Annotated in this window: 24 protein-coding genes; 20 read left to right on the top strand and 4 right to left on the bottom strand. The window is 41.3% G+C overall.

All coding sequences use genetic code 11. The features are described from left to right. Positions 1-34: 34 nt before the first annotated feature. Positions 35-673: a uracil phosphoribosyltransferase gene (gene upp / locus FXF36_RS07950; RefSeq protein WP_015548398.1), complete on the top strand. Its 639-nt coding sequence runs from the start codon at positions 35-37 to the stop codon at positions 671-673. A 173-nt stretch (positions 674-846) separates the two neighbouring features. Here the strand turns inward: upp and metF are convergent, their stop codons facing one another. Continuing rightward, positions 847-1,701: a methylenetetrahydrofolate reductase [NAD(P)H] gene (gene metF, locus FXF36_RS07945; protein ID WP_151623246.1), complete on the bottom strand. Its 855-nt coding sequence runs from the start codon at positions 1,699-1,701 to the stop codon at positions 847-849. A gap of 185 nt (positions 1,702-1,886) precedes the next feature. Between metF and FXF36_RS07940 the strand changes: the two genes are divergently transcribed. From FXF36_RS07940 to FXF36_RS07915, 6 genes are all read left to right on the top strand, one after another. Next, complete coding sequence (locus tag FXF36_RS07940) at positions 1,887-4,631, top strand: glycoside hydrolase family 3 protein (protein WP_151623245.1); 2,745 nt, start codon at positions 1,887-1,889, stop codon at positions 4,629-4,631. 78 nt (positions 4,632-4,709) lie between these two features. Then, positions 4,710-6,059, top strand: a complete 1,350-nt coding sequence (locus FXF36_RS07935) for an ArsB/NhaD family transporter (RefSeq protein WP_151623244.1) — start codon at positions 4,710-4,712, stop codon at positions 6,057-6,059. A gap of 189 nt (positions 6,060-6,248) precedes the next feature. Then, entirely contained in the window at positions 6,249-6,875 is a 627-nt protein-coding gene (locus FXF36_RS07930; protein ID WP_151623243.1) for a cytidylate kinase-like family protein, read from the top strand. Positions 6,876-6,900: 25 nt separating this feature from the next. Next, positions 6,901-8,508: a response regulator transcription factor gene (locus FXF36_RS07925; protein WP_151623242.1), complete on the top strand. Its 1,608-nt coding sequence runs from the start codon at positions 6,901-6,903 to the stop codon at positions 8,506-8,508. Continuing rightward, positions 8,505-9,950, top strand: a complete 1,446-nt coding sequence (locus FXF36_RS07920; protein ID WP_151623241.1) for a sensor histidine kinase — start codon at positions 8,505-8,507, stop codon at positions 9,948-9,950. The genes FXF36_RS07925 and FXF36_RS07920 overlap by 4 nt, the downstream gene beginning before the upstream one ends. After that, complete coding sequence (locus FXF36_RS07915) at positions 9,943-10,959, top strand: ABC transporter substrate-binding protein (RefSeq protein ID WP_151623240.1); 1,017 nt, start codon at positions 9,943-9,945, stop codon at positions 10,957-10,959. Before FXF36_RS07920 ends, FXF36_RS07915 begins: the two co-directional genes overlap by 8 nt. A gap of 4 nt (positions 10,960-10,963) precedes the next feature. On the opposite strand, the gene FXF36_RS07910 is transcribed toward FXF36_RS07915, so the two are convergent. After that, the gene (locus FXF36_RS07910) at positions 10,964-11,905 is read right to left on the bottom strand and encodes a GntR family transcriptional regulator (protein ID WP_167511322.1); all 942 of its coding nucleotides are present in this window, start codon (positions 11,903-11,905) and stop codon (positions 10,964-10,966) included. 351 nt (positions 11,906-12,256) lie between these two features. On the opposite strand from FXF36_RS07910, the gene FXF36_RS07905 reads away from it, so the two are divergent. The 5 genes from FXF36_RS07905 (at position 12,257) to FXF36_RS07885 (ending at position 18,542) form a co-directional block, all read left to right on the top strand. Continuing rightward, complete coding sequence (locus FXF36_RS07905) at positions 12,257-13,360, top strand: ABC transporter substrate-binding protein (RefSeq protein WP_151623238.1); 1,104 nt, start codon at positions 12,257-12,259, stop codon at positions 13,358-13,360. Positions 13,361-13,538: 178 nt separating this feature from the next. Beyond that, entirely contained in the window at positions 13,539-15,053 is a 1,515-nt protein-coding gene (locus FXF36_RS07900) for a sugar ABC transporter ATP-binding protein (protein ID WP_151623237.1), read from the top strand. Further along, the gene (locus tag FXF36_RS07895; protein ID WP_151623236.1) at positions 15,053-16,120 is read left to right on the top strand and encodes an ABC transporter permease; all 1,068 of its coding nucleotides are present in this window, start codon (positions 15,053-15,055) and stop codon (positions 16,118-16,120) included. The genes FXF36_RS07900 and FXF36_RS07895 overlap by 1 nt, the downstream gene beginning before the upstream one ends. Beyond that, a complete protein-coding gene (locus tag FXF36_RS07890; protein WP_151623235.1) occupies positions 16,120-17,151 on the top strand; it encodes an ABC transporter permease subunit in 1,032 nt (343 codons plus the stop codon). The genes FXF36_RS07895 and FXF36_RS07890 overlap by 1 nt, the downstream gene beginning before the upstream one ends. A 173-nt stretch (positions 17,152-17,324) precedes the next feature. After that, entirely contained in the window at positions 17,325-18,542 is a 1,218-nt protein-coding gene (locus FXF36_RS07885) for a diguanylate cyclase domain-containing protein (protein WP_167511321.1), read from the top strand. 39 nt (positions 18,543-18,581) lie between these two features. Here FXF36_RS07885 and FXF36_RS07880 read toward each other — a convergent pair whose 3' ends face one another. Further along, the gene (locus tag FXF36_RS07880; RefSeq protein WP_151623233.1) at positions 18,582-19,952 is read right to left on the bottom strand and encodes an MATE family efflux transporter; all 1,371 of its coding nucleotides are present in this window, start codon (positions 19,950-19,952) and stop codon (positions 18,582-18,584) included. A 37-nt stretch (positions 19,953-19,989) separates the two neighbouring features. Continuing rightward, on the bottom strand, positions 19,990-20,877 hold the full coding sequence (locus FXF36_RS07875) for a class I SAM-dependent methyltransferase (protein WP_151623232.1): 888 nt from the start codon (positions 20,875-20,877) through the stop codon (positions 19,990-19,992). 473 nt (positions 20,878-21,350) lie between these two features. On the opposite strand from FXF36_RS07875, the gene rpsJ reads away from it, so the two are divergent. The 8 genes from rpsJ (at position 21,351) to rpsC (ending at position 25,766) form a co-directional block, all read left to right on the top strand. Next, a complete protein-coding gene (gene rpsJ / locus FXF36_RS07870) occupies positions 21,351-21,662 on the top strand; it encodes a 30S ribosomal protein S10 (RefSeq protein ID WP_015548360.1) in 312 nt (103 codons plus the stop codon). A gap of 166 nt (positions 21,663-21,828) precedes the next feature. Then, positions 21,829-22,512: a 50S ribosomal protein L3 gene (gene rplC, locus FXF36_RS07865; RefSeq protein WP_015548359.1), complete on the top strand. Its 684-nt coding sequence runs from the start codon at positions 21,829-21,831 to the stop codon at positions 22,510-22,512. Positions 22,513-22,541: 29 nt separating this feature from the next. Continuing rightward, the gene (rplD, locus tag FXF36_RS07860; protein WP_015548358.1) at positions 22,542-23,162 is read left to right on the top strand and encodes a 50S ribosomal protein L4; all 621 of its coding nucleotides are present in this window, start codon (positions 22,542-22,544) and stop codon (positions 23,160-23,162) included. Beyond that, positions 23,162-23,461 (top strand): 50S ribosomal protein L23, encoded by a 300-nt coding sequence (gene rplW, locus FXF36_RS07855; RefSeq protein ID WP_151623231.1) that lies wholly within the window; start codon positions 23,162-23,164, stop codon positions 23,459-23,461. The genes rplD and rplW overlap by 1 nt, the downstream gene beginning before the upstream one ends. Before the next feature lie 86 nt (positions 23,462-23,547). After that, positions 23,548-24,390 carry a 50S ribosomal protein L2 gene (gene rplB, locus FXF36_RS07850; protein ID WP_015548356.1) on the top strand — a complete coding sequence of 281 codons (843 nt, stop codon included), beginning with the start codon at positions 23,548-23,550 and terminating at the stop codon, positions 24,388-24,390. 11 nt (positions 24,391-24,401) lie between these two features. Next, positions 24,402-24,683 (top strand): 30S ribosomal protein S19, encoded by a 282-nt coding sequence (rpsS, locus tag FXF36_RS07845; protein ID WP_028234427.1) that lies wholly within the window; start codon positions 24,402-24,404, stop codon positions 24,681-24,683. A 22-nt stretch (positions 24,684-24,705) separates the two neighbouring features. Then, positions 24,706-25,095 carry a 50S ribosomal protein L22 gene (rplV, locus tag FXF36_RS07840; protein WP_151623230.1) on the top strand — a complete coding sequence of 130 codons (390 nt, stop codon included), beginning with the start codon at positions 24,706-24,708 and terminating at the stop codon, positions 25,093-25,095. Between the two features lie 11 nt (positions 25,096-25,106). Beyond that, a complete protein-coding gene (rpsC, locus tag FXF36_RS07835; protein ID WP_151623229.1) occupies positions 25,107-25,766 on the top strand; it encodes a 30S ribosomal protein S3 in 660 nt (219 codons plus the stop codon).

Raw genomic sequence — 25,766 nt, 5'->3', positions numbered from 1 at the left:
AGCTGTTTTATAAAAGATTTTTAGGAGGTATCTAATGGAAAAGTTAGATAACGTAGTAGAGTTAACACATCCTCTACTTCAGCACAAAATTACAATGCTTAGAGACAAGAACACAGGTACAGCAGAGTTCCGTGCACTTGTAGAAGAAATAGCTATGCTTGAGGCTTTTGAAGCCCTCAACGACTTGCAGACAGTAGATATCGAGTGCGAGACTCCAATCGAGAAGTGCATGGCACCAGTCATCGCTGGTCGTAAGATGGCAATCGTGCCAATCCTTCGCGCAGGTCTTGGAATGGTAAATGGTATCCAGCGTCTTGTTCCTACTGCAAAGATTGGTCACATCGGTATGTATCGTGACGAGGAGACACATATTCCTCACGAGTACTACTGCAAGCTTCCTAGCCCAATCGAGGAGCGTCTCATCGTAGTTACAGATCCTATGCTTGCCACAGGTGGTTCTGCAATCGACGCAATCGGACTTATCAAGCAGCACGGTGGAAAGCGCATCAAGTTCATGGCTATCATCGCTGCTCCAGAGGGCGTTCGTGCTCTTCACGAGGCTCATCCAGATGTACAGATTTATGTAGGTCACATCGATCGTGAGCTCAATTCAGACGCATACATCTGCCCAGGTCTTGGCGACGCCGGCGACCGCATCTTCGGCACAAAGTAATTTAATACTGTGTACCCCGCGGCTCTACACCATGTTGTGTGGAGCCGCTTTTTTGCTCCCTTAAGTGTATTGCACAGCGGCCGGAGTGGCAGGGGCAGACAATTAATAAGAAAGGGTACAAAAAAGCGCCCCCTTGAAGATAATCAAGGAGCCGCGGGTATATAGTATAAAAATTACTTGATGGCGTCGCAGATTTCGGCGGTCATCTTAGGCTTGTTCATGCAGTAGATGTGGATGTGACCCATACCGCATTTACGTAGGTCATTGATTTGAGAAATTGCATATTCTATGCCGGCAGAGCGCATTGCGTCTGCATCCTCTCCGTAGCGCGCACAAATATCTGCAAGCTTCTTTGAAACTGATGAGCCTGCAAGCGTGACGGTGGACCCAATCTGCTTTGCGGAGGTGATAGGCATTATTCCTGCTACGATAGGCACGGTGATACCAGCCTTGTCAGCACGTTCAACGAAGCGGTAGAAGTCTGCATTGTCGAAGAAAAGCTGTGAGATAAACATTTCGGCGCCCATATCCTGTTTCATCTTCATGAATGCAATATCTGAGTCCATAGATATTGCTTCTGGATGCTTTTCAGGGTAACATGATGCTGAGACCTTTAAGCTGGTGTTCTGATTTAAGAAGTGAATCAAATCAGTTGCGTGAGGAAAGATTCGCTGTTCGAACTGTTCGTCTGACATATCGCGTGGCTTGTCACCGCGAAGGGCAAGAACATGTGAAACGCCAACAGCTTCTAAATCCTTGGTGACTGCCAGAATGTCATCTTGTGTGGAACCAACGCAGGTCATATGAGCCATTGCATCGAGTTTTAGTGTGTTCTGGATGTAGTTGGCAATGTCTACAGTCTTTTTCGAACGGCTGCCACCTGCGCCGTATGTGACACTTATAAAATCAGGCTCTAGTGTTGCAAGTGAATCAAGTACCTTGTAGCAGTTCTCGAATTCGTCATCCTTCTTTGGTGGAAAGACCTCAAATGAGAGGGAAGAATCGCGTTTGAACATGTCTTTAAACATAGATAATCTCCTTTTTTGTAAAAATGAGTATAAAACCGTAAATCTTAGTGAAATGTGAAGATAATTTTAACAAAAATTACACAGATTTGAAATACAAAAATAGTATCATATTTCATAGTGAAAAAAAAGACACTGGGGGAGTGTTGAGGGGTGGAATTAAGTAATTAATTCGGGAGTTACCTACTATGAATCTACGACAACTGAAAGGTGTAATCACTAAAAGTGGAAAGATGGACTTTCCAGAACATAGGGGCTTAGTGCGCGCATTTGGTGCCGACAGTATGGTCCTGCTGAAGAATAACGGCGTCCTTCCAATGAATAAAGGGAAGGTTGCTTTGTTTGGAGCGGGTGCTGTTGACACTATTTTTTGTGGCGTTTTTTTCAATTACGTATTTACGGATGGAAATGTAAGTGTAAGAGATGGTCTTCTGAATAATGGTTTCAACTTTAGTACTGAAAGCTGGCTGAAGAAGATGGATAAGGCCGTGAAGCTTGGGGAAAAGGAAAATGCCGGTTATGGTCGTACTCCAAAAATTTTTGGTGGAATGAAGGTTAGAACTGAAGAGGTACCTATTTCCGAGGCTGATATGGCAGAGGCAATTCTTGGAGCAGATACAGCCATTTATGTTAGCAGGAGAGCTTATCTTGGAACCCAGCAAACTCTTGAAAATATGAAGAGCTATCAGCTGTCGCAACGTGAGTTGGATAATCTCAATTTGATTACCGCCAATTTTAAAAACGTAATACTTGTAATGAACTCTGGCATGATGGAGATAGCAGCCATTGCCAGAATGAAAAATATAAAGGCTATTATTCTTATGGGTGTGCCGGGAATGGAAGCAGGTAATTCTCTGGCTGATGTGCTTACGGGTGCAGTGAATCCTAGTGGTCGTCTTACATCTACCTGGGCTAAAAAATTGAAGGATTATTCTACGTGTCCAACGGTTGCAGCAAGAAATAAGGCTGAAAAAACTCATGAGATAGATTATAAAGAAGGTATCTATATGGGATACCGTTATTTTGATGCTTTTGATGTGGCTCCACTCTATCCATTTGGATATGGTTTGAGCTATACCACATTCGATATATCACTTGAATATTTTGAAGCTAGTTGGATTTCCCTAATGATGCACGTGAAGGTTACAAATACAGGTGAGCATGCAGGACGTCAGGTTGTTCAGGTGTATTGTAGTCAACCCGATGGAAAGTTGGAGAAGCCATATCAAATCCTGTGTGCCTTTGGAAAGACTGGCAAGCTGAAGCCAGGGGAATCGGAGGAGCTTACCATAAAGATTCCTATTATGTCCCTGACAAACTTTGACGAAGAGACTACTGCGTGGGTTATGGAAAAGGGTGATTACCTGTTCAGAATAGGTGCAAACTCACGTGATACAAAGCTTTGCGCAAAGATGGTGTTAGACAAGCTTACCACCATAAAAAGGGTTGCTAATGTTATAGAGCCTAGCAAGCCTCTTGAATTTTTGACACCACCACCTAGACCAGATGAGGATACTGGATATATCATGGTGGCATCACTTTCTGGCGCAGATTATAATTCCCAAAATAAGTACGTAGAGACGAAGAAGGAATTTACTACCTACGTTCAAGAGGGTAGTAACTATACTTCATACATAAACAATAATGCCTACGATATTCCTTTCAGGTGCCATGAAAATATTCAGGTGGTTAGACCGTGCGGTACTGCAACCTTTATCGACGTAATAAAGGGAAATGTGTCTATGGAGGAGTTTATAGCATCTCTGTCACCTGAGGTGCTGGCACGAATTGTTGTTGGTGCAACAGAAGAGTCAAAATTATCCAGTGAAAATAGATTTAAGTTCACTCTAAATGTAGAAAAGCTTGGTCCAGATATTGCTGCCAGAACCACATCTCAGTTTGCAAATACGCTTGGAATACCTGGCGTGACAATTGCGGATGGTCCATCGGGACTCCACATTATAGGCATTCCTTGTACCTGCTTCCCATCACCAATGAACATGGCTCAGACCTGGGATATGAGTGCTATGGTCAGAATGGGACGAGCCTATGGACGTGAGATGGAGGCAAATAATATTGATTATTGCCTTGCACCTGCGCTTAACGTTACTAGAAATCCTATGTTTATCAGATCCTATGAGTTCTATTCGGAGGACCCAGCATTGTCAGGTATTCTTGGGGCTGGCTTTATCATGGGTGTTAAGCGTTATGAAGGCAGAAATGTCATCGTAAAAAACGTGCTTACTTATAATCAGGAAACAATTGATATGGATGCAAATATCAATGTGAGCCGTAGAGCTTTTGGCGAGATTTATCTTCGCCCATTTTCAGTGTGCCAGTTTATGGTTAAGCCTGCAGGTTTCCTATGTGCCAGCAGTAAAATTAATGGTGGCTTTACATCATCTCAGAAGGGCTTGAATACGGATATTATTAGACAAGACTGGGGATTTGATGGCTTTATCATGTCTGACTGGGGCTCATGGTCTGATAAGGGTGAAGATATTCATGCAGGCTGTGATTTGATTATGCCTGGATATGACCCAGATAAGCTTTTGGAGAGCATGATGAATGTGCCTCCAACCTTCGAGGATGATGGCTATGTGACTGTAGTGGAAAAGGCATTCTTCTATGGATTCCCTTCAATAAAGTATGAGAAGTGGGGTTCATTTATCCTTAATAAGGATGGTGATGCTGTTGTGACGACGACAGTTTCTGCCGACAAGGAAGTTAGCGAAAAAGCGCTTAAGCTTCAGCAGGAAGGCCTTTGTACGATAAAGGTAAAATCCAACGGTTCTAAGACAATTGAATATAGAGGCTACAACCGTGGCCCATATCTTGCTCTTGGTGAATTGCAACAGGCAGTAATTCATATTCTAAATGAGATAAAGGACACTGGCTCCATGAAAAAATTGCTTGAAAAGGCAAACATTTAGGGCAAAATGTTTATTCTAAAAAAGACTCCCAAAGTATACAATATGATTTGGAAAAATGTATAACGAAGGGAGTTTTTTATGTTAGCTCAAATAATAGCACTTGTAATATTCGTAGCTATGTTTGGTCTGATTGTTTGGGATAGATTTCCTAAGCATTTTGTGACCTTAGGCTGCGGTGTGCTTACAAGCATATTTGTATTCGGAGTTGGAATGCAGGATAAGCAGGCATTCATTAATACCATGGCACTTAGAGGTATTTTCAAGTCTAGCTTTTGGTACGCAGCAGGGGAACATGCCGAACAGACCTCTGGTATCAACTGGGCAACCATCATTTTCCTTTGGGGAATGATGATAATGGTTGAAGGAATGGCTGAGGCAGGCTTCTTCGACTGGTTATGTATGAAGATTGCAAAGCTTGCAAACTACGAGCCAGTGAAGATTTTCGTAGCCTTCATGATTTTGGCATCAGTGCTTGCTATGTTCATTGATTCAATCACAGTTATCCTTTTCCTTGCAGCGGTTACAATCAGATTGGCTCGTACATTGAAGTTCAATCCAATTCCAGTAATTATGGCAGAGATTTTCTGTGCAAACCTTGGCGGAAGTGCCACAATGTGTGGAGATCCACCAAACATCATCATCGGTACATCACTGGGATATTCATTCGCTGATTTTGTGATGAACACAGGTGCAATGGCGGGTATTTCTCTTGTTATCATTATTGTATACTTCTATTTTACAATGAGAAATCGTCTTCAGGATCCAGGCGACAGAGTTGACCCTAGCACAATCGATGTTGAGGTTAAGATTGAAAATATGAAGGAATTCCTGACAAGCACAATTATCTTTGGACTTGCAGTACTTCTTCTTATCACACATGCAATGACAGGTCTTACAGTAGCTTTTATTGGTGTGTTTATTGCATTCATCACACTTGCAACAGCTGGTAGAAAAGCACCTAAGCTTTTGAAGAGAGTGGATTATGAGACATTGCTTTTCTTTATCGGCTTGTTCGTGGTTGTAGGTGGATTGGAAGAGACAGGCGTACTTGTTGTTATCGCTGATTTTATTGCTAAGGTTTCAGGAGGAAATCCATATGTTATGATAGCAATCATCCTTTGGGTCAGCTCAATTGCATCAGCCTTTATCGACAATATTCCATTCTCTGCAACAATGATTCCGGTAATCAATGCTTTGGCACAGACTACAGGAGTTGATCTTGCAACAATGGCATGGACACTTGCCATCGGAACAGACATCGGTGGAAGCATGACACCAATCGGAGCCAGCGCCAATGTAGTTGGTATTTCTACAGCCGGTAAGGAAGGTTACCCAATTAGCTGGGCAGTCTACTGTAAAGAGCTTGTACCTGGTACACTCATTGTACTTGCCGTATCTATGCTAAATATATACATGAGATATCTATAGGATTTATATTAGCCTTCAGTAGCTAACAAAATCTTGCTGTTACTAAAGCGAAGCATTTTGCGCTGAGCGGAGTAATAGCAAGGTTTGTTAGTGTAACTGGAGGCGTTTTTTATTTGCTATAACCCTCTCGACTTCTTTTTGTAGATAATATAAAATAGAGTTAGCATAATACTGGAAGGGGGTTAGTTTATGGGGCAGTTAATCATTTCAGTAGGTAGAGAGTACGGAAGCGGTGGACATGAGATAGCCACCATTTTATCGGAGAAGTTCAACATTCCATTGTATGACCGCAATATGCTTGATCAGCTTGCAGCACGTAATGGAATCGAGGCTGAGTCACTTCATCAGCATGAGGAGATGAAGCGCAGAGGCCTTGTCAGAACAGTCAGGGGCCATTCTTCATCCGTTCAGGATTCGGTTGCTCAGCTTCAGTTCAACTTCATTCGTGAAAAAGCAGCAAGTGGGGAAAGTTTTGTCGTGGTTGGACGTTGTGCTGAAAATGTTTTGCGGGGGAATCCTGCACTTGTTTCAATTTTTGTCAGAGCAGACGAGGAGGCAAAGACTCAGCGTATTTGCAAGCTCTATAAGCTTAACAGACTTGAAGCAAAGGCGAAGATGTTCCGCCACGATAAAAAGAGAAAGGCTTACCACAATTATTACTCTACAATGAAATGGGGAGATAGTAGAGGCTATGATATTTGTATTAACAGTTCTCTAATAGGGGTAGAGGCAACTGCGGAGGCTCTTTACACCGTTATTTCTCAGTACAATAGTCTGAGAGGCGGACAGCAAGAAATCAAAGAAAAAGTAATTTAGTAGCAGAAGGGTTTTTAGGGGAATAATGTATAGTGTTTTTTTGGTCGAGGATGAAATTCTTATCCGCGACGGATTAAAGGCCAGCTTTCCATGGGAACAGTATGGCTTCGCGTATGTAGGTGATGCTGCCGATGGGGAGATGGCATTACCATTGATTCGACAGACAAAGCCAGATGTTCTGATTACCGATATCAGAATGCCTTTTATGGACGGAATAGCTTTGTCGAAAATGATTAAGAAGGAGCTGCCTAATACTCGTATAATCATTATTAGCGGCTTCGACGATTTTTCTTATGCACAGGAAGCTATAGGCATTGGTGTGGACAATTATCTATTGAAGCCTATCACAAAAGATAAGCTTGCAGAGGTAATGACTGATGTAAAGGCAAAGCTGGATAAGGAAAACGAAAAGGATAATTATCTAGAGCAATTCAAAGCGGAAAGTCAGGAATACGAGCAGTTCGCAAGAGTAAGGTTTTTTAATCAGCTTGTTGGTGGCACCATGTCTGTATCAGAGGTTTATGAGAAATCTGAGGACTTGGGGCTTTCTCTTGATGCGACTCATTATAATCTTGTGCTTTTAGATTTCACACCTATGAACGGGGCTGTGACTGCACCAGTTTACTCAAAGCATCGTGCCCGTCTTTCTGATCAGCTGATGCAATATCTGAAGTGTTGCCCTGAGTATATCGTGTTCCATTGGAGTATGGACACCTATGCCATAATCGTAAAGGGCGATGCTTACACAATTTCCAGTCATACATCAACTTTAATAGAGAATATTCAGCGTCGTTGTATAGTTTATGAGGATGAGATTAATTGGTATCTTGCAGAAAGTGGAGTCATTAATCGTCTGTCAGAGTTTGCAAAGGCATGTCAGATTGCAAACAAGAGATTGGGGTGCAGATATATCAATCCTCAGGGACATGTCTTTACTGATGAAGATATCGAGGCAATTCGTAGCAATAACGAGGAGAGTGACTCAGCCCAAATCGACCAGAGACTTGTTGCTCTTTTCCTTGAAAATGCTGAAGAATCAGAGATAGAAAGCTTCCTTGACAATCTGATTAACAAGCAGACAAAGAATGCACTGAAATCGATTTTATTCTGCAAATATTTTTCGATGACTATGTATATGTGTGTATGCGATTATTTGCGAAAGATGTCTTTGAATCCCGATGAGGTTTTGGGCCGAGAAATCAGAATTGAAATGGAAAATGCAGATGAAGATAAGGTAATGGCTTTAGTTCAGAGGATGTTTGCAGCAGCCATTTCAAAACGTAAAAACGAATTCGGAAAACAGTCGCGCTCACAACTTTCAGAGGCGATTCGTTATGTGGATGAACATTATTCAGATGCCAGCCTGAGTCTTAACGAGGTTGCAAAGGAGGTTAACATTTCTCCTAGTTACCTGAGCGCAATGTTCTCACGAGAGAATAAAACCACCTTCGTGGAGTACATGACCTCGAAGCGTATGGAACAGGCAAAGCATATGCTAATCAATACAAGCGAAAAATCCCAGACCATTGCCGAGCAGGTGGGCTATAAGGATCCACATTATTTCAGCTATATTTTCAAGAAGACATACGGACTTAGTCCAAAGGAATTCAGAGCGAAGGGCCGGGGAGCATGACATCAAGACTTTTCATCAAGAAAAAATCTACCATGAGCGCAATGCTCAGAAGATTAATAGCGGTCATAATAGTACCTATGAGTATAGTTATAGCTATACTCATAGGTATTTTGTGCTGGTATGTTTTTCAATATCAAACTATTTTGCAGAATGTAACTGCAGCATCGGCTTTCAACCAGGACTTTAAAAACGAGGTTGATCTGAAGATGTTTTATTATGTGAGCGATAGTGCTTATGCAGATGGCAAGCCGATAGATGAGGTTGAAAATGCCCGTAATCTTGCAGAACAGTTATTATCACAAACTACAGAGAAAAAGAGTATAGAAGCAATAAAGTCTGTGCGAAACCTTTGTATAACTCTTGAGCTTCGCATGGATGAAATAGATGATGCTGGTTCCTATGATGAAGGAATGGAACAGCTGGAAAACAATATTTATATTTTGACTGATTTGATACAGACCTATATGTACGATTACTTGTATTATGAATCGGTTCATCTGAATCAGCTACAGGAGGAGCTTTCTACAGAACTTCAGTATTTGGTGCTAGCTACTATAGCACTTTTCTTAATTATGCTTGTGGTAGTAGCGGTGTATGCTTCCCACATCACTGAGGGCATCACGGTTCCTATCACAAAGCTGTCCAAGCGTGTTGATGATATTACAGGTGGAGATTTTGAAGTTAAGGTGCCTGTTGTAGCAGAAGAGGTTGAAATTCAAACTCTTTCAGATGGATTTGAGGGCATGGTAGGTCAGCTCAACAGTCTTATTCAGGAAAATAAAAAGGCGGAGAGGCGTAAACGACATGCTGAGCTTGAACTACTTCAGGCACAGATTAATCCGCATTTTCTATATAACACATTAGATACAATCATCTGGCTTGTGGAGGCAGGCAGAAATCAGGAGGGTATACAAATGGTTAGCGCCCTTTCAGATTTCTTTAGATTTTGCCTTAGCCGAGGCCGGGATATAATTTCTCTCGAGGAGGAACAGAAGCATGTATTAAGCTACCTGGCCATCCAAAAAATCCGTTATCAGGACAGGATGGACTATCAGGTGAATATTCCGGAGACATTATATGGATATGCTATTCCAAAGCTTACTTTGCAGCCTCTCGTTGAGAACAGTATTTATCATGGTATAAAACTTCAGCGAGAAAAGGGCATCATTCGAGTGGACGCCGTGGACATGGGTGACAAGATAGAACTCACTGTCAAAGATAACGGAGCGGGCATGAGTGAGGAACGCCTAGCCCAAATGCGAGCAGCCATTGAAAAAGGTGAAAAGATAGGCTTTGGACTTCGCACAGTTCATGAGAGAATGCAGCTTCTGTTTGGAGATGAATACGGTCTGACTATATCAAGCTCAGAGGGAGTTGGCACAATTATAACTGCGGTAATACCGAAAATAACACAGGAGAAGAAGGAGATTATAAATGCGTAAGATTAAAATAATTCTTGTCTCAGTGTTAATTTTGGTGTTAGCGCTGCTAACCTTTGCTTGCACACAAAAGCCTTCGGGAGAGATAGTCGATGACGAAGAGAACGATTTAGTTGTTGTAGGTTTTTCTCAGCCTGGTGCCGAATCAGCATGGCGTGTTGCACTGACGGATTCTGTTAAGGATAGCTTTACAGAGGCCAGAGGCTATCGATTGATATACAAGGATGGAAAGTCAAAGCAGGACAATCAGATTAGGGATATCAGAACCTTTATCCAGCAGGGAGTGGACTATATAGTGCTTAGCCCAATTGTGGAAACAGGCTGGGATACAGTTTTGGATGAGGCAAAGGCAGCAGGAATTCCAGTTATTATCTGTGACAGAAATGTTGTAGTTTCAAATGAATCTCTTTATACAGCTTTTGTTGGATCGGATTTTATTGCGGAAGGTGAGACGGCTATTTCCAATTTGGAGAACATCCTACTGGACGAGGAAACTGGTGAGGTTAAGTCAGCAAATATTGTTCATATTCAGGGAACTATTGGATCTTCAGCGCAGATTGGTAGAAGCAAGGCGTTGGAAAATGCACTTGAAAAGCATGATAATTGGAATGTGGTCTATGAGGATTGCGGAGAGTTTACCAAGGCAAAAGCTAGAGAGATTATGGCCAGCGCTCTTCAGGAGGTTGGTGCAGATGGAATAGACGTGGTTTATTGTGAAAATGATGAGGAAGCATTTGGTGCCATTGCTGCTATGAACGAGGCTGGTGTTAAATATGGAGAAGAAGGAATAAAGGTGATTTCATTTGATGCTATGAATACAGCTTTAGTGCTTTGTCTTGATGGGCAAATCAGTGTAGAGGTCGAATGCAATCCACTTCAGGGGCCATATATTTATAATCTGATAAGCAGACTCAACCGAGGTGGAGCAGTTCCAAAAATCACATACGTGAAGGAACAATACTTCACCAAGGATAATCTTTCAAATGAAATAATAGAAAAGAGGAAATTTTAATAGCTTAGTTCTTATAAGGAATGGTGATAGAGTGACTATTGCCATTCTTTTTTAATGCAAGAAAAGCTTTTGCGGCCTCTTTCCCAAGTGATTTTGAAAGGGCTAGGGTACAGGTTGAAACAGGAAATGTCCCGTCTGTGCCCCGTGACACATCGTCTAAGTAGACTGAGGAAACAGTGTTGTAAGCTGTCTTTAAAAATCTGTTAATTGGTCGTGAATCTCCAGAATCTACCCATAGGAAACACTCATCAATAATCTCGAGATTTGCATCTCGAATTGCATCAACAAATCCCGTGAAGGCATTTACAGACGAAGCACTGTCGTGATTAAAAACTCCGCCAAGCTTTTTGTGACCTGAGTTTATCAGACTTCGAGCCATCTGGTACCCCTTAGAATAATCATCCGTATTTACGATAATCGGATTATAAATGCGAGTGTCTGCATTCTCTAAAAAAATAATAGGAAGCTGGCGCTTAAGCAATATCTGTAATAAGTCCGAATTTGTTGATGGAATGGATGAGTGCACTGGCAGGATAAAAAGACCACCATACATATCTTTTAGCATTTCTTTTAGATATTCTCTCTCAAGAGCGAAATGGCCTTTGGTTTCAAACAGTTCGACCTGTAGCCCATCTTTAAGGAGGACAGAAGTAATGTCATCAATGGCGGCAGCGTACATTCCGTTATTAGAATCTGGAATAAGAATTCTAACTATAGTTTTCTTAGATAAATCACTTTTGGCAATGACAGTATTTCCACTGCCCCAGCGCTTAGAAATGATGCCTTCGTTCTCAAGAATTTCAAGAGTCTGTCTCACCGTGGAACGACTGACATTATATTGTTCTGAAAGTTGAATTTCTGTAGGAAGCTTCGAACCGATTGGATATTTTTCGGATAAAATATCCTCATTAATTTTTTCTTTCAAAGATATATATTTTGGAATCATAAAATTATTCCCCCCACTCCAAAGAGTTTCTACATTATCTCTAATAATTTTAGCATAGTACCGCATAAATTGGTATGAAATTTGTCGAGAGAGAATACATACCAATCATAAAATTTTAAAAATTTTAGCATAAATATTTCACATAAAAAATGAAAATGTGGAAATTAAAGCGAAATTGGTATGTAAAAATTGTTGGATATAAAAATTGGTACTATCGTCAAAATAGAAACCAATCTTTTGAAGGTCATTTAATTGTTGCATTTTAATTCACATGATAGAGTAATTATAGAAAAATTAAGGGCCAGGAAATAAATGGGGCCTGGCGAGGAGAAGGAAGGAGAAATGAAACTTATGAAAAAAAGAATTGTAGCAGGAATGCTCACAGCACTTATGGCAGCTTCAATGGTTGCATGCGGAAGCTCAGACACAGGTGCAACAACAGAAACAGCAGATACAGCTGCTGAGACAACAGAGGAAGCTGGCAGCGACGCTGCAGCAGATAGTGGAGAGAAAATCACTGTTGGTTTCGCTCAGGTAGGACACGAGTCAGATTGGCGTACTGCTTCAACAAATTCAGTACAGGAAGCTTTCTCAGAGGCTAACGGATATGACCTTGAGTTCGTTGATTGCGATAACGATTCTGCAAAGCAGATTGAAGCAGTTAGACAGTTCATTCAGGATGATGTTGATTACATTGTAATCGATCCTATCGTTTCAACAGGATGGGATACAGTTCTTACAGAGTGCGAGGATGCTGGTATTCCAGTAATCGTAATCGATAGAACAATCGAAGATTCTGACAAATATGTTTCATGGGTTGGTTCAGAGTTCATGAACGAAGGTCTTGCATCAGGTGCTTGGTTAAAGGCATATGCTGAGGCAAAGGGTATCACAGATCTTAACATCCTTGTTATCGAAGGTTCAAACGGATCTTCAGCTCAGATTGGACGTACAGATGGTTTCAAGAAGTATGCAGATGCTGAGGGATGGACAATCCTTGATTCTCAGGATGGTGACTTCACACAGGATGGCGGCCAGCAGGTTATGGAGTCATACTGCAAGTCATATGAAGGCAAGTTCAACGTAGTTGTTTGCCAGAACGATAACGAAGCATTTGGTGCTATGGATGCAATGAAGGCAGCTGGTGTTTCTTACGGTGTTGACAATGATGTAATCCTTATCTCATTCGATGCTTGCAAGGCTGGTCTTGAGTATGTACAGTCTGGCGACATCAATGCAGACTTCATGTGCTACCCACTTCAGGGTTCTTACTGCGCAGACATTATCAAGTCTCTTCAGGCTGGTGAAACAGTTGCAAAGCAGACATTCATGACAGAGCCATGGTATGTTGCTGAGGACGTTCTTAAGTCAATCACATACACAAACAATGCTGGTGATGAAGTTACAGAAGATCTCATCGTAGTAACAGATGCAGCTTCACAGGCTAGCTACTAAATCGTACAAAACGTACTAATACTAATATGTAACGCAAGGGGAAGGGCATTTCCTTCCCCTTTATTTAAGCCAGTAGCAGACAAGCTCTTAGTGTTACCTGAAGAGCCAATCTCGCTCAAAGGCAATACTAAGGCTTGTATGTGTAACTGGCGTAGTTTATAGAAGCGGAGGAGAGAAAATGGATGAAAATTTATTGATTACCATGCGAGACATATCCAAATCCTTTCCGGGGGTAAAAGCATTAGACCATGCACAATTCACTCTTAGAAAAGGAGAGATACATGCTCTAATGGGAGAAAATGGTGCTGGAAAATCAACTCTTATTAAAGTTTTAACAGGTGTGTATTCATTAGATGCCGGAGAAATCCACGTTGCTGGATTTGAAGGACCAGTAGTTAATCACTCCACATTGGAGGCACAGGAAAAGGGAATTGCTACAGTTTACCAGGAGGTAAACCTTTGCCCTAACTTAACAGTAGCAGAAAATTTATTTATTGGTCGTGAACCAAAGACAAAATTAGGAACCATCGATTGGCGTACAATGAACAAAAAGGCCAAGAAAATAATGGATGGTCTTGATATTAACATTGATGTAACAATAGCGCTTGAAAATTATTCTCTTGCAATCCAGCAGATGATAGCAATTGCAAGAGCTGTAGATATGGATTGTAAGGTTCTTATTCTGGATGAGCCAACATCTTCTCTCGATGACAACGAGGTTGAGAAGCTCTTCAAGGTAATGAGAGACCTTAAGCAAAAGGGAGTTGGAATAATATTCGTTACCCACTTCTTAGAGCAGGTATATGCAGTTTGCGATACAATCACTGTTCTTCGAAATGGTGAATTTGCAGGCGAGTACTCAGTAGAGGAAATGCCTCGTGTCAAGCTTGTAGCGGCAATGCTGGGTAAAGATTTTGATGATTTAGCATCAATTAAAAAAGAGGGAGCTGGAAATATATCAGATGATGTGGTTGTTGAGGCTAAAAATCTTAGTCATAAAGGAACTATTAAGCCTTTTGATTTTCAGATTAAAAAGGGTGAAGTTGTTGGTGTTACTGGCCTTCTTGGCTCTGGTCGTTCAGAGATGGTTCGTTGCATTTATGGTGCGGATAAGGCTCAGACTGGCACCTTAAAGGTAAAAGGAAAGGAAATCGATATAAAGGAACCTCTTGATGCAATCAAGGCTGGCATGGGATACCTTCCAGATGACAGAAAGGCGGATGGTTGTATCGGAGATCTTTCAGTTAGAGAAAACATTATCCTTGCACTTCAGGCTAGAAATGGATTATTCAAAAAGATTCCAATGTCAAAGCAAATAGAGCTTGCTGATAAGTTTATTGATATGCTTCAGATAAAGACAGCATCTCGCGAGACACCAATCAATCAGCTCTCGGGTGGTAATCAACAAAAAGTTATCTTGGCAAGATGGTTATGCACACATCCAGATTTCCTGATTTTGGATGAACCAACAAGAGGTATTGATATTGGTACTAAGACAGAGTTCCAGAAGCTGGCTTTAAAGTTTGCCGAGGAAGAGGGCATGAGTATCGTATTCATTTCATCAGAAATCGAGGAGATGCTTCGTACCTGTACTAGAATGTATGTTATGCGTGATGGCGCCCAGGTAGGGGAGATATCTGGAGACATGACACAGGAATCAGTTATGGCAGCTATCGCAGGAGGTGGAGAATAATGGAGAATTTTAAGAAGCTTACTAAAAAACCACTGTTCTTGCCAATTTTCTGTATGATATTGGTACTGTTGATAAACCTGATTAAATCACCTGCTTTCTTTTCAATCAGTATCAACAACGGTGTTTTATATGGTAGATTAATTGATATTTTAAATCGTGGTTCAGAAATCGCGATTCTTGCAGTTGGACAGACACTTGTAGTTGCTGTTTCAGCAGGTACAGATATTTCCGTTGGTTCTGTAATGTCGCTTTCAGCTTGTAGCTGTTGTATGTTACTTGCTGGTTATGGTAATAACTCAGTATCAACACTGGCTGTTCCAATGATTGTAGGTATGCTTTTTGGTGTACTTATGGGTGGTGTCAGCGGTGCAATGAATGGTGCACTTGTAGCCAAGCTTAAGATTCAGCCTATGGTTGCTACCCTGATTTTATTTACAGCAGCCCGTGCAATTGGACTTTTACTCTGCAATAACCAGATTACGTATATACGATATGAGCCATACAAGTATTTAGGTAACTTCCTTCCAGGATGTCCAATACCTACACCTGTATTTGTTGCAGCAGCAGTAATTGCAATCGTAGCAATTTTATTAAAGAAGACAGCACTTGGACTTTATATCCAGTCAGTTGGTATTAACAGCAGAGCAGCGAGAATTTCAGGCATTAATTCAGATGTAATATGCTTTATCTGTTATGTAGTTTGCGGTGTTTGTGCAGGTATTGCAGGTATCGTTGCTTCATCAAGAATCTACTCAGCAGATTCAAACAACATTGGTCTTAACTACGAGCTTGATGCTATCCTTGCAGTAGCACTTGGTGGCAACTCACTTGGTGGTGGTAAATTCAATCTTGCTGGTTCAATAATTGGTGCTTATACTATTCAGGCTATCACAACAACACTTCTTGCTATGGGTGTTTCAACTGATAAGGCACCAGTATTTAAGGCAATCATCGTTATTATTATTGTAGTTGTGCAGGCTCCAGCCTTTAAGGCATACATGGCAGCTAGAAAGGCACAGAAAGCTCAGAGAGCTGTTAGTGCTACTACTGTAAAGGAGGCAGCATAATGAAGACAAAAAAGAAACTTGATTCAAACACAGTCCTGATTATCATTACAATTTGCTTATTTGCATTTATGTATGCAGTAGGTTGTGCAATCTATCAGGACAAGGGCTTTAGTAATTTACAGACATTTTTAAATATTCTTATTAACAACGCTGGTCTTATCTGTGTTACCTGCGGAATGACTTGCGTAATGCTAACAGGTGGAATTGACATTTCCGTTGGTTCAGTCATCGCTATGGACTGCATGCTTTTGGTGTATGGAATGACCGAGTGGCATATGGGGGCAGTTCCTATGGTAATTCTTGTACTTGTCATTGGACTTGTATTTGGATTAGTTCAGGGCTTCCTTGTAGGCTACTTGGAAATCCAGCCATTCATCGTAACAATGGCAGGTATGTTCTTTGCACGTGGTATGACAGCAGTTATTTGCTCCGGCCAGATTTCAATCACTGAAGCAGACAACCCATTATTTTATTCATGGGCAAATGCAAAGATTAATCTTCCAGCATTCTTAGGAAAGGTTAACAAGCATGGAAAGGTTGTTGCCCCATACATGAGACCAACTGTTTTAATCGCCATCATCGTACTTGTACTTATTTTCTTTATGCTTAAGTACACAAAGTTTGGTCGCAACCTTTACGCAGTTGGCGGCAACCAGACATCAGCAACAATGATGGGCCTTAACGTAAAGAAAACAAGAATGCTCTCACATGTACTTTCTTCTTTCCTTTGCTCAATTGGTGGTATTCTATATTGCTTGAATACAATGTCAGGTTCAGTTAACCAGGCAAAAGGACTTGAGATGGATGCAATCGCATCAGCAGTTATTGGTGGAACACTTCTTACTGGAGGTGTAGGAAATGTAATCGGATCACTCTTTGGTGTTCTCATAAACGGTACTATTACAGTACTTGTAAACACAAATGGAAAGCTTCTTTCAAGCTGGGCAAACATTGCAACAGCGGCTCTCCTTTGCGTATTCATCATCCTTCAATCAATATTTGCACTTGTTAAGGCACAGAGAAATAAATAATTAAATAGGGGTAAATAGAGAGAGGGCTTCCCTTAGCGGGAGGCCTTTTTCATTATAATTTCATAATTTTGTGGCAAAATGACCATATTGGAGGGTTTGCCATGTCCAAAAAGAAGCTGAGCAACAGTTTAAAATACCAAATGCTAAAGATAACGTTAATTCCGCTCGTTATTATGACTGTTATTATTGTCAGTGTCAGTGTGAGCGGCTTATATACACTGACTTCAGACAAAGTCCGTGAGGAGCTGACTCGTGATGCAGACATGGCAATGTATGTTTTCGATACTGTCTATACGGGGGAATACTGGGCGGAGGATGCGGATTCGGATGGTGAACTTGAAATGTATAAGGGCGCCCAGCGCATCAACGGTGAAGATACAATAATTGATGATTTGGCTAAGCAGCTTGAGATAGATATTTCAATTTTCTACAAGGATGTGCGACTGTTAACGACTCTAAAGGATTCGGATGGGAATCGTGCAATTGGTACCAGCTCATCTGTGGTTGTAAAGAATGATGTTTTGAAAACAGGGGAGAGTAAGTTCTACAGCAACGTGCTTGTTTATGACACTAAGAGCTATGCCTTCTACAAACCTATACGGGATGAGAATGGGGAAATAAGTGGAATGATAGCCGTCAGTCGTTCTCAGGAATCTGTTAAGCAGGAGATGCTTTGGTACACCATGCCAATCTTTATCGTCTGCCTTGCAACAGCATTTTTGATTGGCTACATTATGGTTTATTTCCATAGAAAGTTAGCTGAGCGCATTGAAAAGATGGATAACTATATGAATACACTTTCCAATGGTGAGTTTGATATAGAAATGCCCCGCGAACTTGGATTATACGATGATGAGATTAAGCGCCTCTCCAACAGTGGTAAAAAGATGGCTCGGTCAATAAAGACGTTGGTTGAATTTGACGCTCTTACAGAGCTAAATAATAGAAGATTTGCTGATAAAAAGCTTGAGGAAATACGTATACGGTCTGTTGAACAGGGCCTTCGATATTGTGTTTGTATATCAGATATTGATTTCTTTAAAAAGGTAAATGATACCTATGGTCATGAAATGGGTGACGAAGTTTTGCGACGTGTGGCTGCAAAGCTGAAACTTGGCATGGTGGGAAAAGGTATTGCTGCCAGATGGGGTGGCGAGGAGTTTCTTCTCATTTTTGAAAATCGCGAGCTTGATATAGCTCGGAGGGAACTTTCTATAATAATGGATGATGTTCGTACTATTTGGATTCCAGACACAGACCGACAAATCACAATGTCATTTGGGCTTACTGCTCTTGAGCCGGGCGAATCCATTGATGAAGTGCTACAGCGTGCCGATTCGAATCTATATGAAGCCAAGGAAAACGGACGTAATCAAATCATATGCAAATAAAAAAGAACCAACACTCTGTGTGAGTGTTGGTTTTCTTTGTTATAAATTCTTAAATTCAGGATGTGCAAATTCCTTGCGCACGAGTATGAGGCAGATAGTAAATGAAAGTACATCTGCTATAGGCCCTGCGTAAAGTACTCCGTTGAATCCAAATATCATAGGTAATAATATGATAAGTGGTGCAAGGAATAATACCTGTCTTGTGAGAGACATGAAAATTCCTTTGTAAGGCTTTCCAATTGATGTAAAGAAGTTAGATGATATAGGCTGTAGAAAAGCACTGCAAATTCCAAAGAGGAAAATTCTAAAGTATTTCTCGCAAAATTCGAAGTATAATTCATCACCGGAACCAAAAATTGAAACAATCTGGCGAGGGAATAGCTGGAAGCAAGCCCAACTTGTAAAGGTAATAATTGCAGCTATCTTAAGTGCTAATAATAAAGCATCTTTAACTCGCTTGTATTGTTGTGCACCATAGTTAAAGCTGATAATTGGCTGAAGTCCCTGGGAAATACCGATTACAAATGAGAAGCAGATGCCATTTACCTTAGAAATGATTCCTGCACATGTGATAGGAATATCAGAGCCATAAATAGATTGAGCTCCATAATGACCCATTACATGATTCATTGTAATCTGAACGAGCATCATAGCAATTTGATTAATGAAAGGAGCAGCGCCTAAAGATGTAATTGCTACGATCATAGGAAGATTAAGTATAAAGTGCTCCTTATGTAATTTCACTGTTTTGAATTTTGTTAAGTAAATAAGAACCATTATTCCGGCAACATACTGACCAATAATTGTTGCAACGGCAGCACCGGTCATGCCCCACTTGAAAACAGCTACAAACAGAAAATCAAGAATAGTATTGATAATTGCACCTGTCATATTGATAGCCATAGTCATGTTAGGACTGCCATCGGCTCTAACAATATGAGCTCCGCCTGCAGATAAAATGAAAAGTGGATAACCAAGTGCGCAGATTCTAGAGTATTCTACAGCATAAGGAAGAATGTTCTCTGTGGCACCGCACCCTAAAAGGATTGGCTCTAGAAAAAGCTCGGTGACACCCATAAGGATAAGGCCGCCTAAAAGCATAAGAGAAACAGCATTTCCTATATAGTAACCTGCTTTATCGGTCTCTCCTCGTCCCATTGCAAGGTTAAAGGTGGAAGCTGCACCTATTCCGCAAAGAAGTGCGATGCTTACATTTAGAATCGAAAGTGGAAACTGAATATTTGTTGCACCATTTCCAAGAGGACCTACAAAGTTTCCAATGAAAAGCTGATCGACCATGTTGTAGAGAGAACCTACAAGCATGGCGATAATACTTGGAATTGCAAATTTCCTAAGGAGCATACCCACTGGTTCAGTACCCAGTGGATTCATTTGTGTTGATTCATTCATAATATTATTTTCCTTCTATATACATGTAGTAATGAGATTATTTTCTAACCCAACGTCCGCTTGCACCACATGGAAGCACAAGACCAGACTCTGTAACAGGAAGACCAATCTCATCGGCTGTAACTTCGCCTGGATGATTCTTCAGGAGAGCAGTGCTAATCATGTAATTCAAAACAGCTGGCTGAAGACCAGTTGTATATGAGTTTACCAGGAAGAAGAGCGCGTCATCTGCAAGAATCTCTTCGCAAAGCTGAATGAATGGGAAAATATCATCCTCGATTTTCCAGACTTCGTTCTTTGAGCCTCTTCCATATGATGGAGGATCCATAATGATTCCATCATATTTATTTCCACGTCTGATTTCACGTTCTACGAACTTTCTACAATCGTCAACAAGCCATCTGATAGGGGCTTCTTCAAGACCGGATGATGCGGCATTCTCCTTAGCCCACTGAACCATACCCTTTGAAGCATCTACGTGAGTAACCTGTGCACCTGCCGCTGCGGCAGCGAGTGTTGCTCCACCAGTATATGCAAAAAGATTGAGAACCTTAACTGGTCGATTCTTTTCTTTGATTTCCTTATTTATAATAGAAGAAAACCAATCCCAGTTAACTGCCTGCTCAGGGAACAGACCTGTATGTTTAAATGCGAAAGGCTTCAGATTAAATGTAAGCTTCTTGTCGCAGATAGGATAGCTGATAGTCCACTGCTCTGGTAAGTCAAAGAATTCCCACTCACCGCCACCTTTGTTTGAACGATGATAATGAGCGTTTAGCTTCTTATAATAAGAAGACTTCTTTGGAGTGTTCCAGATGATCTGTGGGTCTGGACGGAGGAGCACATAGTCGCCCCAGCGCTCCAGCTTCTCGCCGGAGCTACAATCTATTATTTCGTAATCTTTCCAATTGTTCGCTACTTGCATTTTGATACCTGTTCTTTCTATATATAATGAAATAAGTCTTTACAAAACTCTTTGCCTTGACTATTATACTTAAAGATTATTAATGTTCAATGTTTTCTAGTTATAAAATATGAGGCAAACCACAAGATTTTGGTGCTCTTTAAAATTGTACTTGAAAAAATACAATTATTTTCATTTTTCTCTTGCAGATATTCCCATCCCCGTGTATATTATTACTTGCTGTGACATGATAGCTATGAAGCGTGAGGTTGCAATTCAGTTATGAATTGGTTTTCCGTGGAGCGAATGTCAAGTTAGGAAACTGACGACAAGTCACTGTACAACAGAAAACCGTCCGCATTCGCGGAGACGACGTGTGAGAACTTGGTTCGAACTTTGAGTTTTAAATCATGATACACACGGGTAAGTGTACAGTCGCCACTTGTTCGATTTTTCAGAAGTCAGAAAAAACGAAAAAGGAGGAGACTTTTTTTATGGCAAATCAAGTTATGAGAATCACACTCAAGGCTTATGATCATGAGTTAGTAGATTCATCTGCCAAGAAAATCATCGAGACTGTTAAGAAGAACGGAGCACAGGTTAGTGGCCCAGTACCTCTTCCAACAAAGAAGGAAGTTGTTACAATTCTTAGAGCTGTACATAAGTACAAGGACTCTCGTGAGCAGTTCGAGCAGAGAACTCATAAGAGATTGATTGATGTCATCGATCCAACACAGAAGACTGTTGAAGCACTTTCTAAGTTAGAGATGCCAGCAGGTGTTGAAATCAGCATCAAGAACAAGTAATTGAGTTCATTTAATCAAGTAAACATCCAAGATGGTTTTATATAGAAGCAATAAGGCATTTCTTATTCCACTTATATGACACTGTTCTAGGATGAACGGTTCCGCTACCCCAATCGTTATTAGATGGGCATGAAGCGTTCCGCTGTAGAAAATGGAGGTAAGAAAAATGAAGAAAGCTATTTTAGCTACAAAGGTCGGAATGACTCAGGTCTTCAATGAAGGCGGCGAGCTTATTCCTGTAACTGTACTTTCTGCTGGTCCATGTGTTGTTACACAGATCAAGACAGTAGAGAACGACGGTTACGATGCAGTTCAGGTTGGCTTTGTTGACAAGAAGGTTAAGCTTGTTAATAAGGATGCTAACGGACGCAAAGAAATCATTCATCGCAATGGCGTAAACAAGCCAGAGAAGGGTCACTTCGACAAGGCTGGTGTTGAGCCAAAGAGATTTGTTAGAGAGTTCAGATTTGATAATTGTGCAGATTACGCACTCGCTCAGGAAATCAAGGCTGATATCTTTGAGGCTGGCGACAAGGTTGACGCTACAGCAACATCAAAGGGTAAGGGATTCCAGGGTGCTATCAAGAGATTAGGTCAGCACAGAGGACCTATGGCTCATGGTTCTAAGTTCCACAGACACCAGGGTTCAAACGGTGCATGTTCATCACCTAGCCGTGTATTCAAGGGCAAGGGTATGCCTGGTCAGATGGGCGGAACAAGAGTTACAATCCAGAATCTTGAGATTGTACGTGTTGACGTTGAAAACAATCTGCTTTTAGTAAAGGGTGCTGTTCCAGGACCAAAGAAGTCTCTTGTAACAATCAAAGAGTCAGTTAAAGCAGGAAAGTAATCTTACGATAGGAAAGGAGGAACTTAGCAATGGCTAAAGTATCCGTATTTAATATGGAAGGCAAAGAAGTTGGCAGCATGGATCTTAACGACAGCATTTTCGCAGTTGAGATTAATGAGCACTTAGTGCACATGGCAGTTGTCCAGCAGCTTGCAAATAACCGTCAGGGAACACAGAAGGCTAAGACTCGTTCTGAGGTTTCTGGTGGTGGTAGAAAACCTTGGAGACAGAAGGGAACAGGTCATGCAAGACAGGGTTCTACAAGATCTCCACAGTGGACAGGTGGTGGCGTAGTATTCGCACCAACTCCAAGAGATTATTCATTCAAGCTTAACAAGAAGGAGAAGAGAGCAGCTCTTAAGTCTGCACTTACTTCAGTAGTTAACGAGAATAAGTTCATCGTTGTTGACGAGCTTAAGCTTGATTCTATTAAGACAAAGGATTTCGCAAAGGTTCTTACAAACCTTAACGTTGAGAAGGCTCTCGTAGTTCTTGATACAAACGATCAGAACGTAGTTATGTCTGCAAAGAACATTCCTACAGTTAAGACAGCTCTTACAAACACAATCAACGTTTATGACATCCTCAAGTACAACACAGTAGTTGTTACAAAGGCTGCTGTTGATCAGATTCAGGAGGTGTATGCATAATGGCAAATGTACAGTATTATGACGTAATCCAGAAGCCTGTAATCACAGAGAAGTCAATGAACGCTATGGCTGAGAAGAAGTATACATTCTTAGTTCATCCAGAAGCTAACAAGACAATGATTAAGGAAGCTGTTGAGAAGATGTTCGACGGAGTTAAGGTTGCTTCAGTTAACACAATGAACGCTGATGGCAAGACAAAGAGACGTGGAATGACTTACGGAAAGACAGCAAAGACAAAGAAGGCTATCGTTCAGCTTACAGCTGATAGCAAAGACATCGAGATTTTCTCAGGTCTTTAAGATTTAGGTCTTTTATAGACAAGAGTTAATTAATTTTATGCACAGTCGAGTGCGACAATAAACGAGTTTTTGAAAGGAGAACAAAAATGGGAATTAAGACATATAACCCATATACACCTTCGAGAAGAAATATGACTGGTTCAGATTTCTCAGAGATCACAAAGAACTCTCCAGAGAAGTCACTTACTGTTTCACTTAAGAAGCACGCTGGTCGTAACAATCAGGGTAAGATTACCGTTAGACATCACGGTGGCGGTAATAGACAGAAATATAGACTTATCGATTTCAAGAGAAATAAGGATGGAATTCCTGCAAAGGTTATCGGTATCGAGTATGATCCAAACAGAACAGCTAACATCGCTCTTATCTGCTACGCAGACGGCGAGAAGGCTTACATCCTTGCTCCAGCTGGTCTTACAGACGGCATGACAGTTATGAACGGTGCTGACGCTGAAGTTAGAGTTGGTAACTGCTTACCACTTGAGAAGATTCCAGTTGGTACTCTTATTCACAATATTGAGCTTTATCCAGGTCGTGGCGGACAGCTCGTTCGTTCAGCTGGTAACTCAGCTCAGCTCATGGCTAAAGAAGGAAAGTATGCTACACTTCGTCTTCCTTCAGGCGAAATGAGAATGGTACCTCTTAACTGCCGCGCATCTATCGGTGTAATCGGTAACGGTGATCACAACCTTGTTAAGATCGGTAAAGCTGGTCGTAAGAGACACATGGGTATCAGACCTACAGTTCGTGGTTCTGTTATGAACCCTAATGACCATCCACACGGTGGTGGTGAGGGCCGCGCTCCTATCGGACGTCCAGGTCCATGCACACCTTGGGGCAAGCCAGCTCTTGGTCTCAAGACAAGAAAGAAGCACAAGCAGTCTAACAAGCTCATCGTAAGAAGACGCGATGGTAGAGCAATCAAATAAGGAGGATACACATGGCACGTTCATTAAAAAAAGGACCATTTGCTGATGCAAGCTTATTAAAGAAGGTTGATGCTATGAACGCAAGCGGCGACAAGTCAGTTATCAAGACATGGTCACGTCGTTCTACAATCTTCCCACAGATGGTTGGACATACAATTGCAGTACATGACGGAAGAAAGCATGTTCCAGTATATGTTACAGAAGACATGGTTGGACACAAGCTTGGTGAGTTCGTTGCTACTAGAACCTACAGAGGTCACGGCAAGGACGAGAAGAAGTCAAAGGTACGCTAATTAACAGAAAGGAGTTTTAATCATGGCTAAGGGACATAGATCTCAAATTAAACGTGAGAGAAACGATGTAAAGGATACAAGACCTTCAGCAAAGTTATCTTATGCTAGAATGTCAGTTCAGAAGGCTTGTTTCGTACTTGATGCCATTCGTGGTAAGGATGTTGATACAGCTCTTGCTATCGTAATGTACAATCCAAGATACGCTTCAAGCGTTATAGAAAAATTACTTAAGTCTGCTATTGCAAACGCTGAGAACAATAACGGCTTAGAACGCAAGGACCTCGTAGTAGCTGAGTGCTATGCAAACAAGGGACCTACAATGAAGAGAATTAGACCAAGAGCACAGGGTAGAGCTTACAGAATCGAGAAGAGAATGAGCCACCTCACAATCGTGCTTGATCAGAAAAATTAAGGAGGCAAAACATGGGACAGAAAGTTAATCCTCATGGCTTAAGAGTCGGTGTTATTAAGGACTGGGATTCTAAGTGGTATGCTGAGGGCGAGAACTTCTCAGACTACTTAGTTGAAGACTATAATATCAGAAAATTTCTTAAGAAGAAGCTTTACGCTGCAGGCGTTTCTAAGATTGAAATCGAGCGTGCTGCTGGTAGAGTAAAGGTTACTGTTTACACAGCAAAGCCAGGCGTTGTTATCGGTAAGGGCGGCGCTGAGATCGACAAGATTAAGACTGAGCTCCAGAAGCAGACAAGCGACAAGCTTGTTGTTGATATTAAGGAAATCAAGAGACCAGATCGTGATGCACAGCTTGTTGCTGAGAACATCGCTGGCCAGCTTGAGAACCGTGTATCATTCCGTAGAGCTATGAAGTCTTGCATGGGTCGTGCTATGAAGACAGGTATCAAGGGTATCAAGACAAGCTGTTCAGGACGTCTTGGTGGTGCTGATATGGCTCGTTCAGAGTCTTACAATGAAGGTACTATTCCACTTCAGACACTTCGTGCTGATATTGATTATGGATTCGCTGAGGCTGACACTACTTATGGTAAGGTTGGTGTAAAGGTATGGATCTATAAGGGTGAAGTACTTCCAAAGAAGAAGAATGTGGAAGGAGGAGCCGAATAA

This window comes from Pseudobutyrivibrio xylanivorans, from assembly GCF_008935055.1.
Taxonomy (GTDB): domain Bacteria; phylum Bacillota; class Clostridia; order Lachnospirales; family Lachnospiraceae; genus Pseudobutyrivibrio; species Pseudobutyrivibrio xylanivorans_A.
The sequence above is the reverse complement of the archived record's forward strand: the minus strand, read 5'-3'. Positions and strand labels throughout refer to the sequence as shown.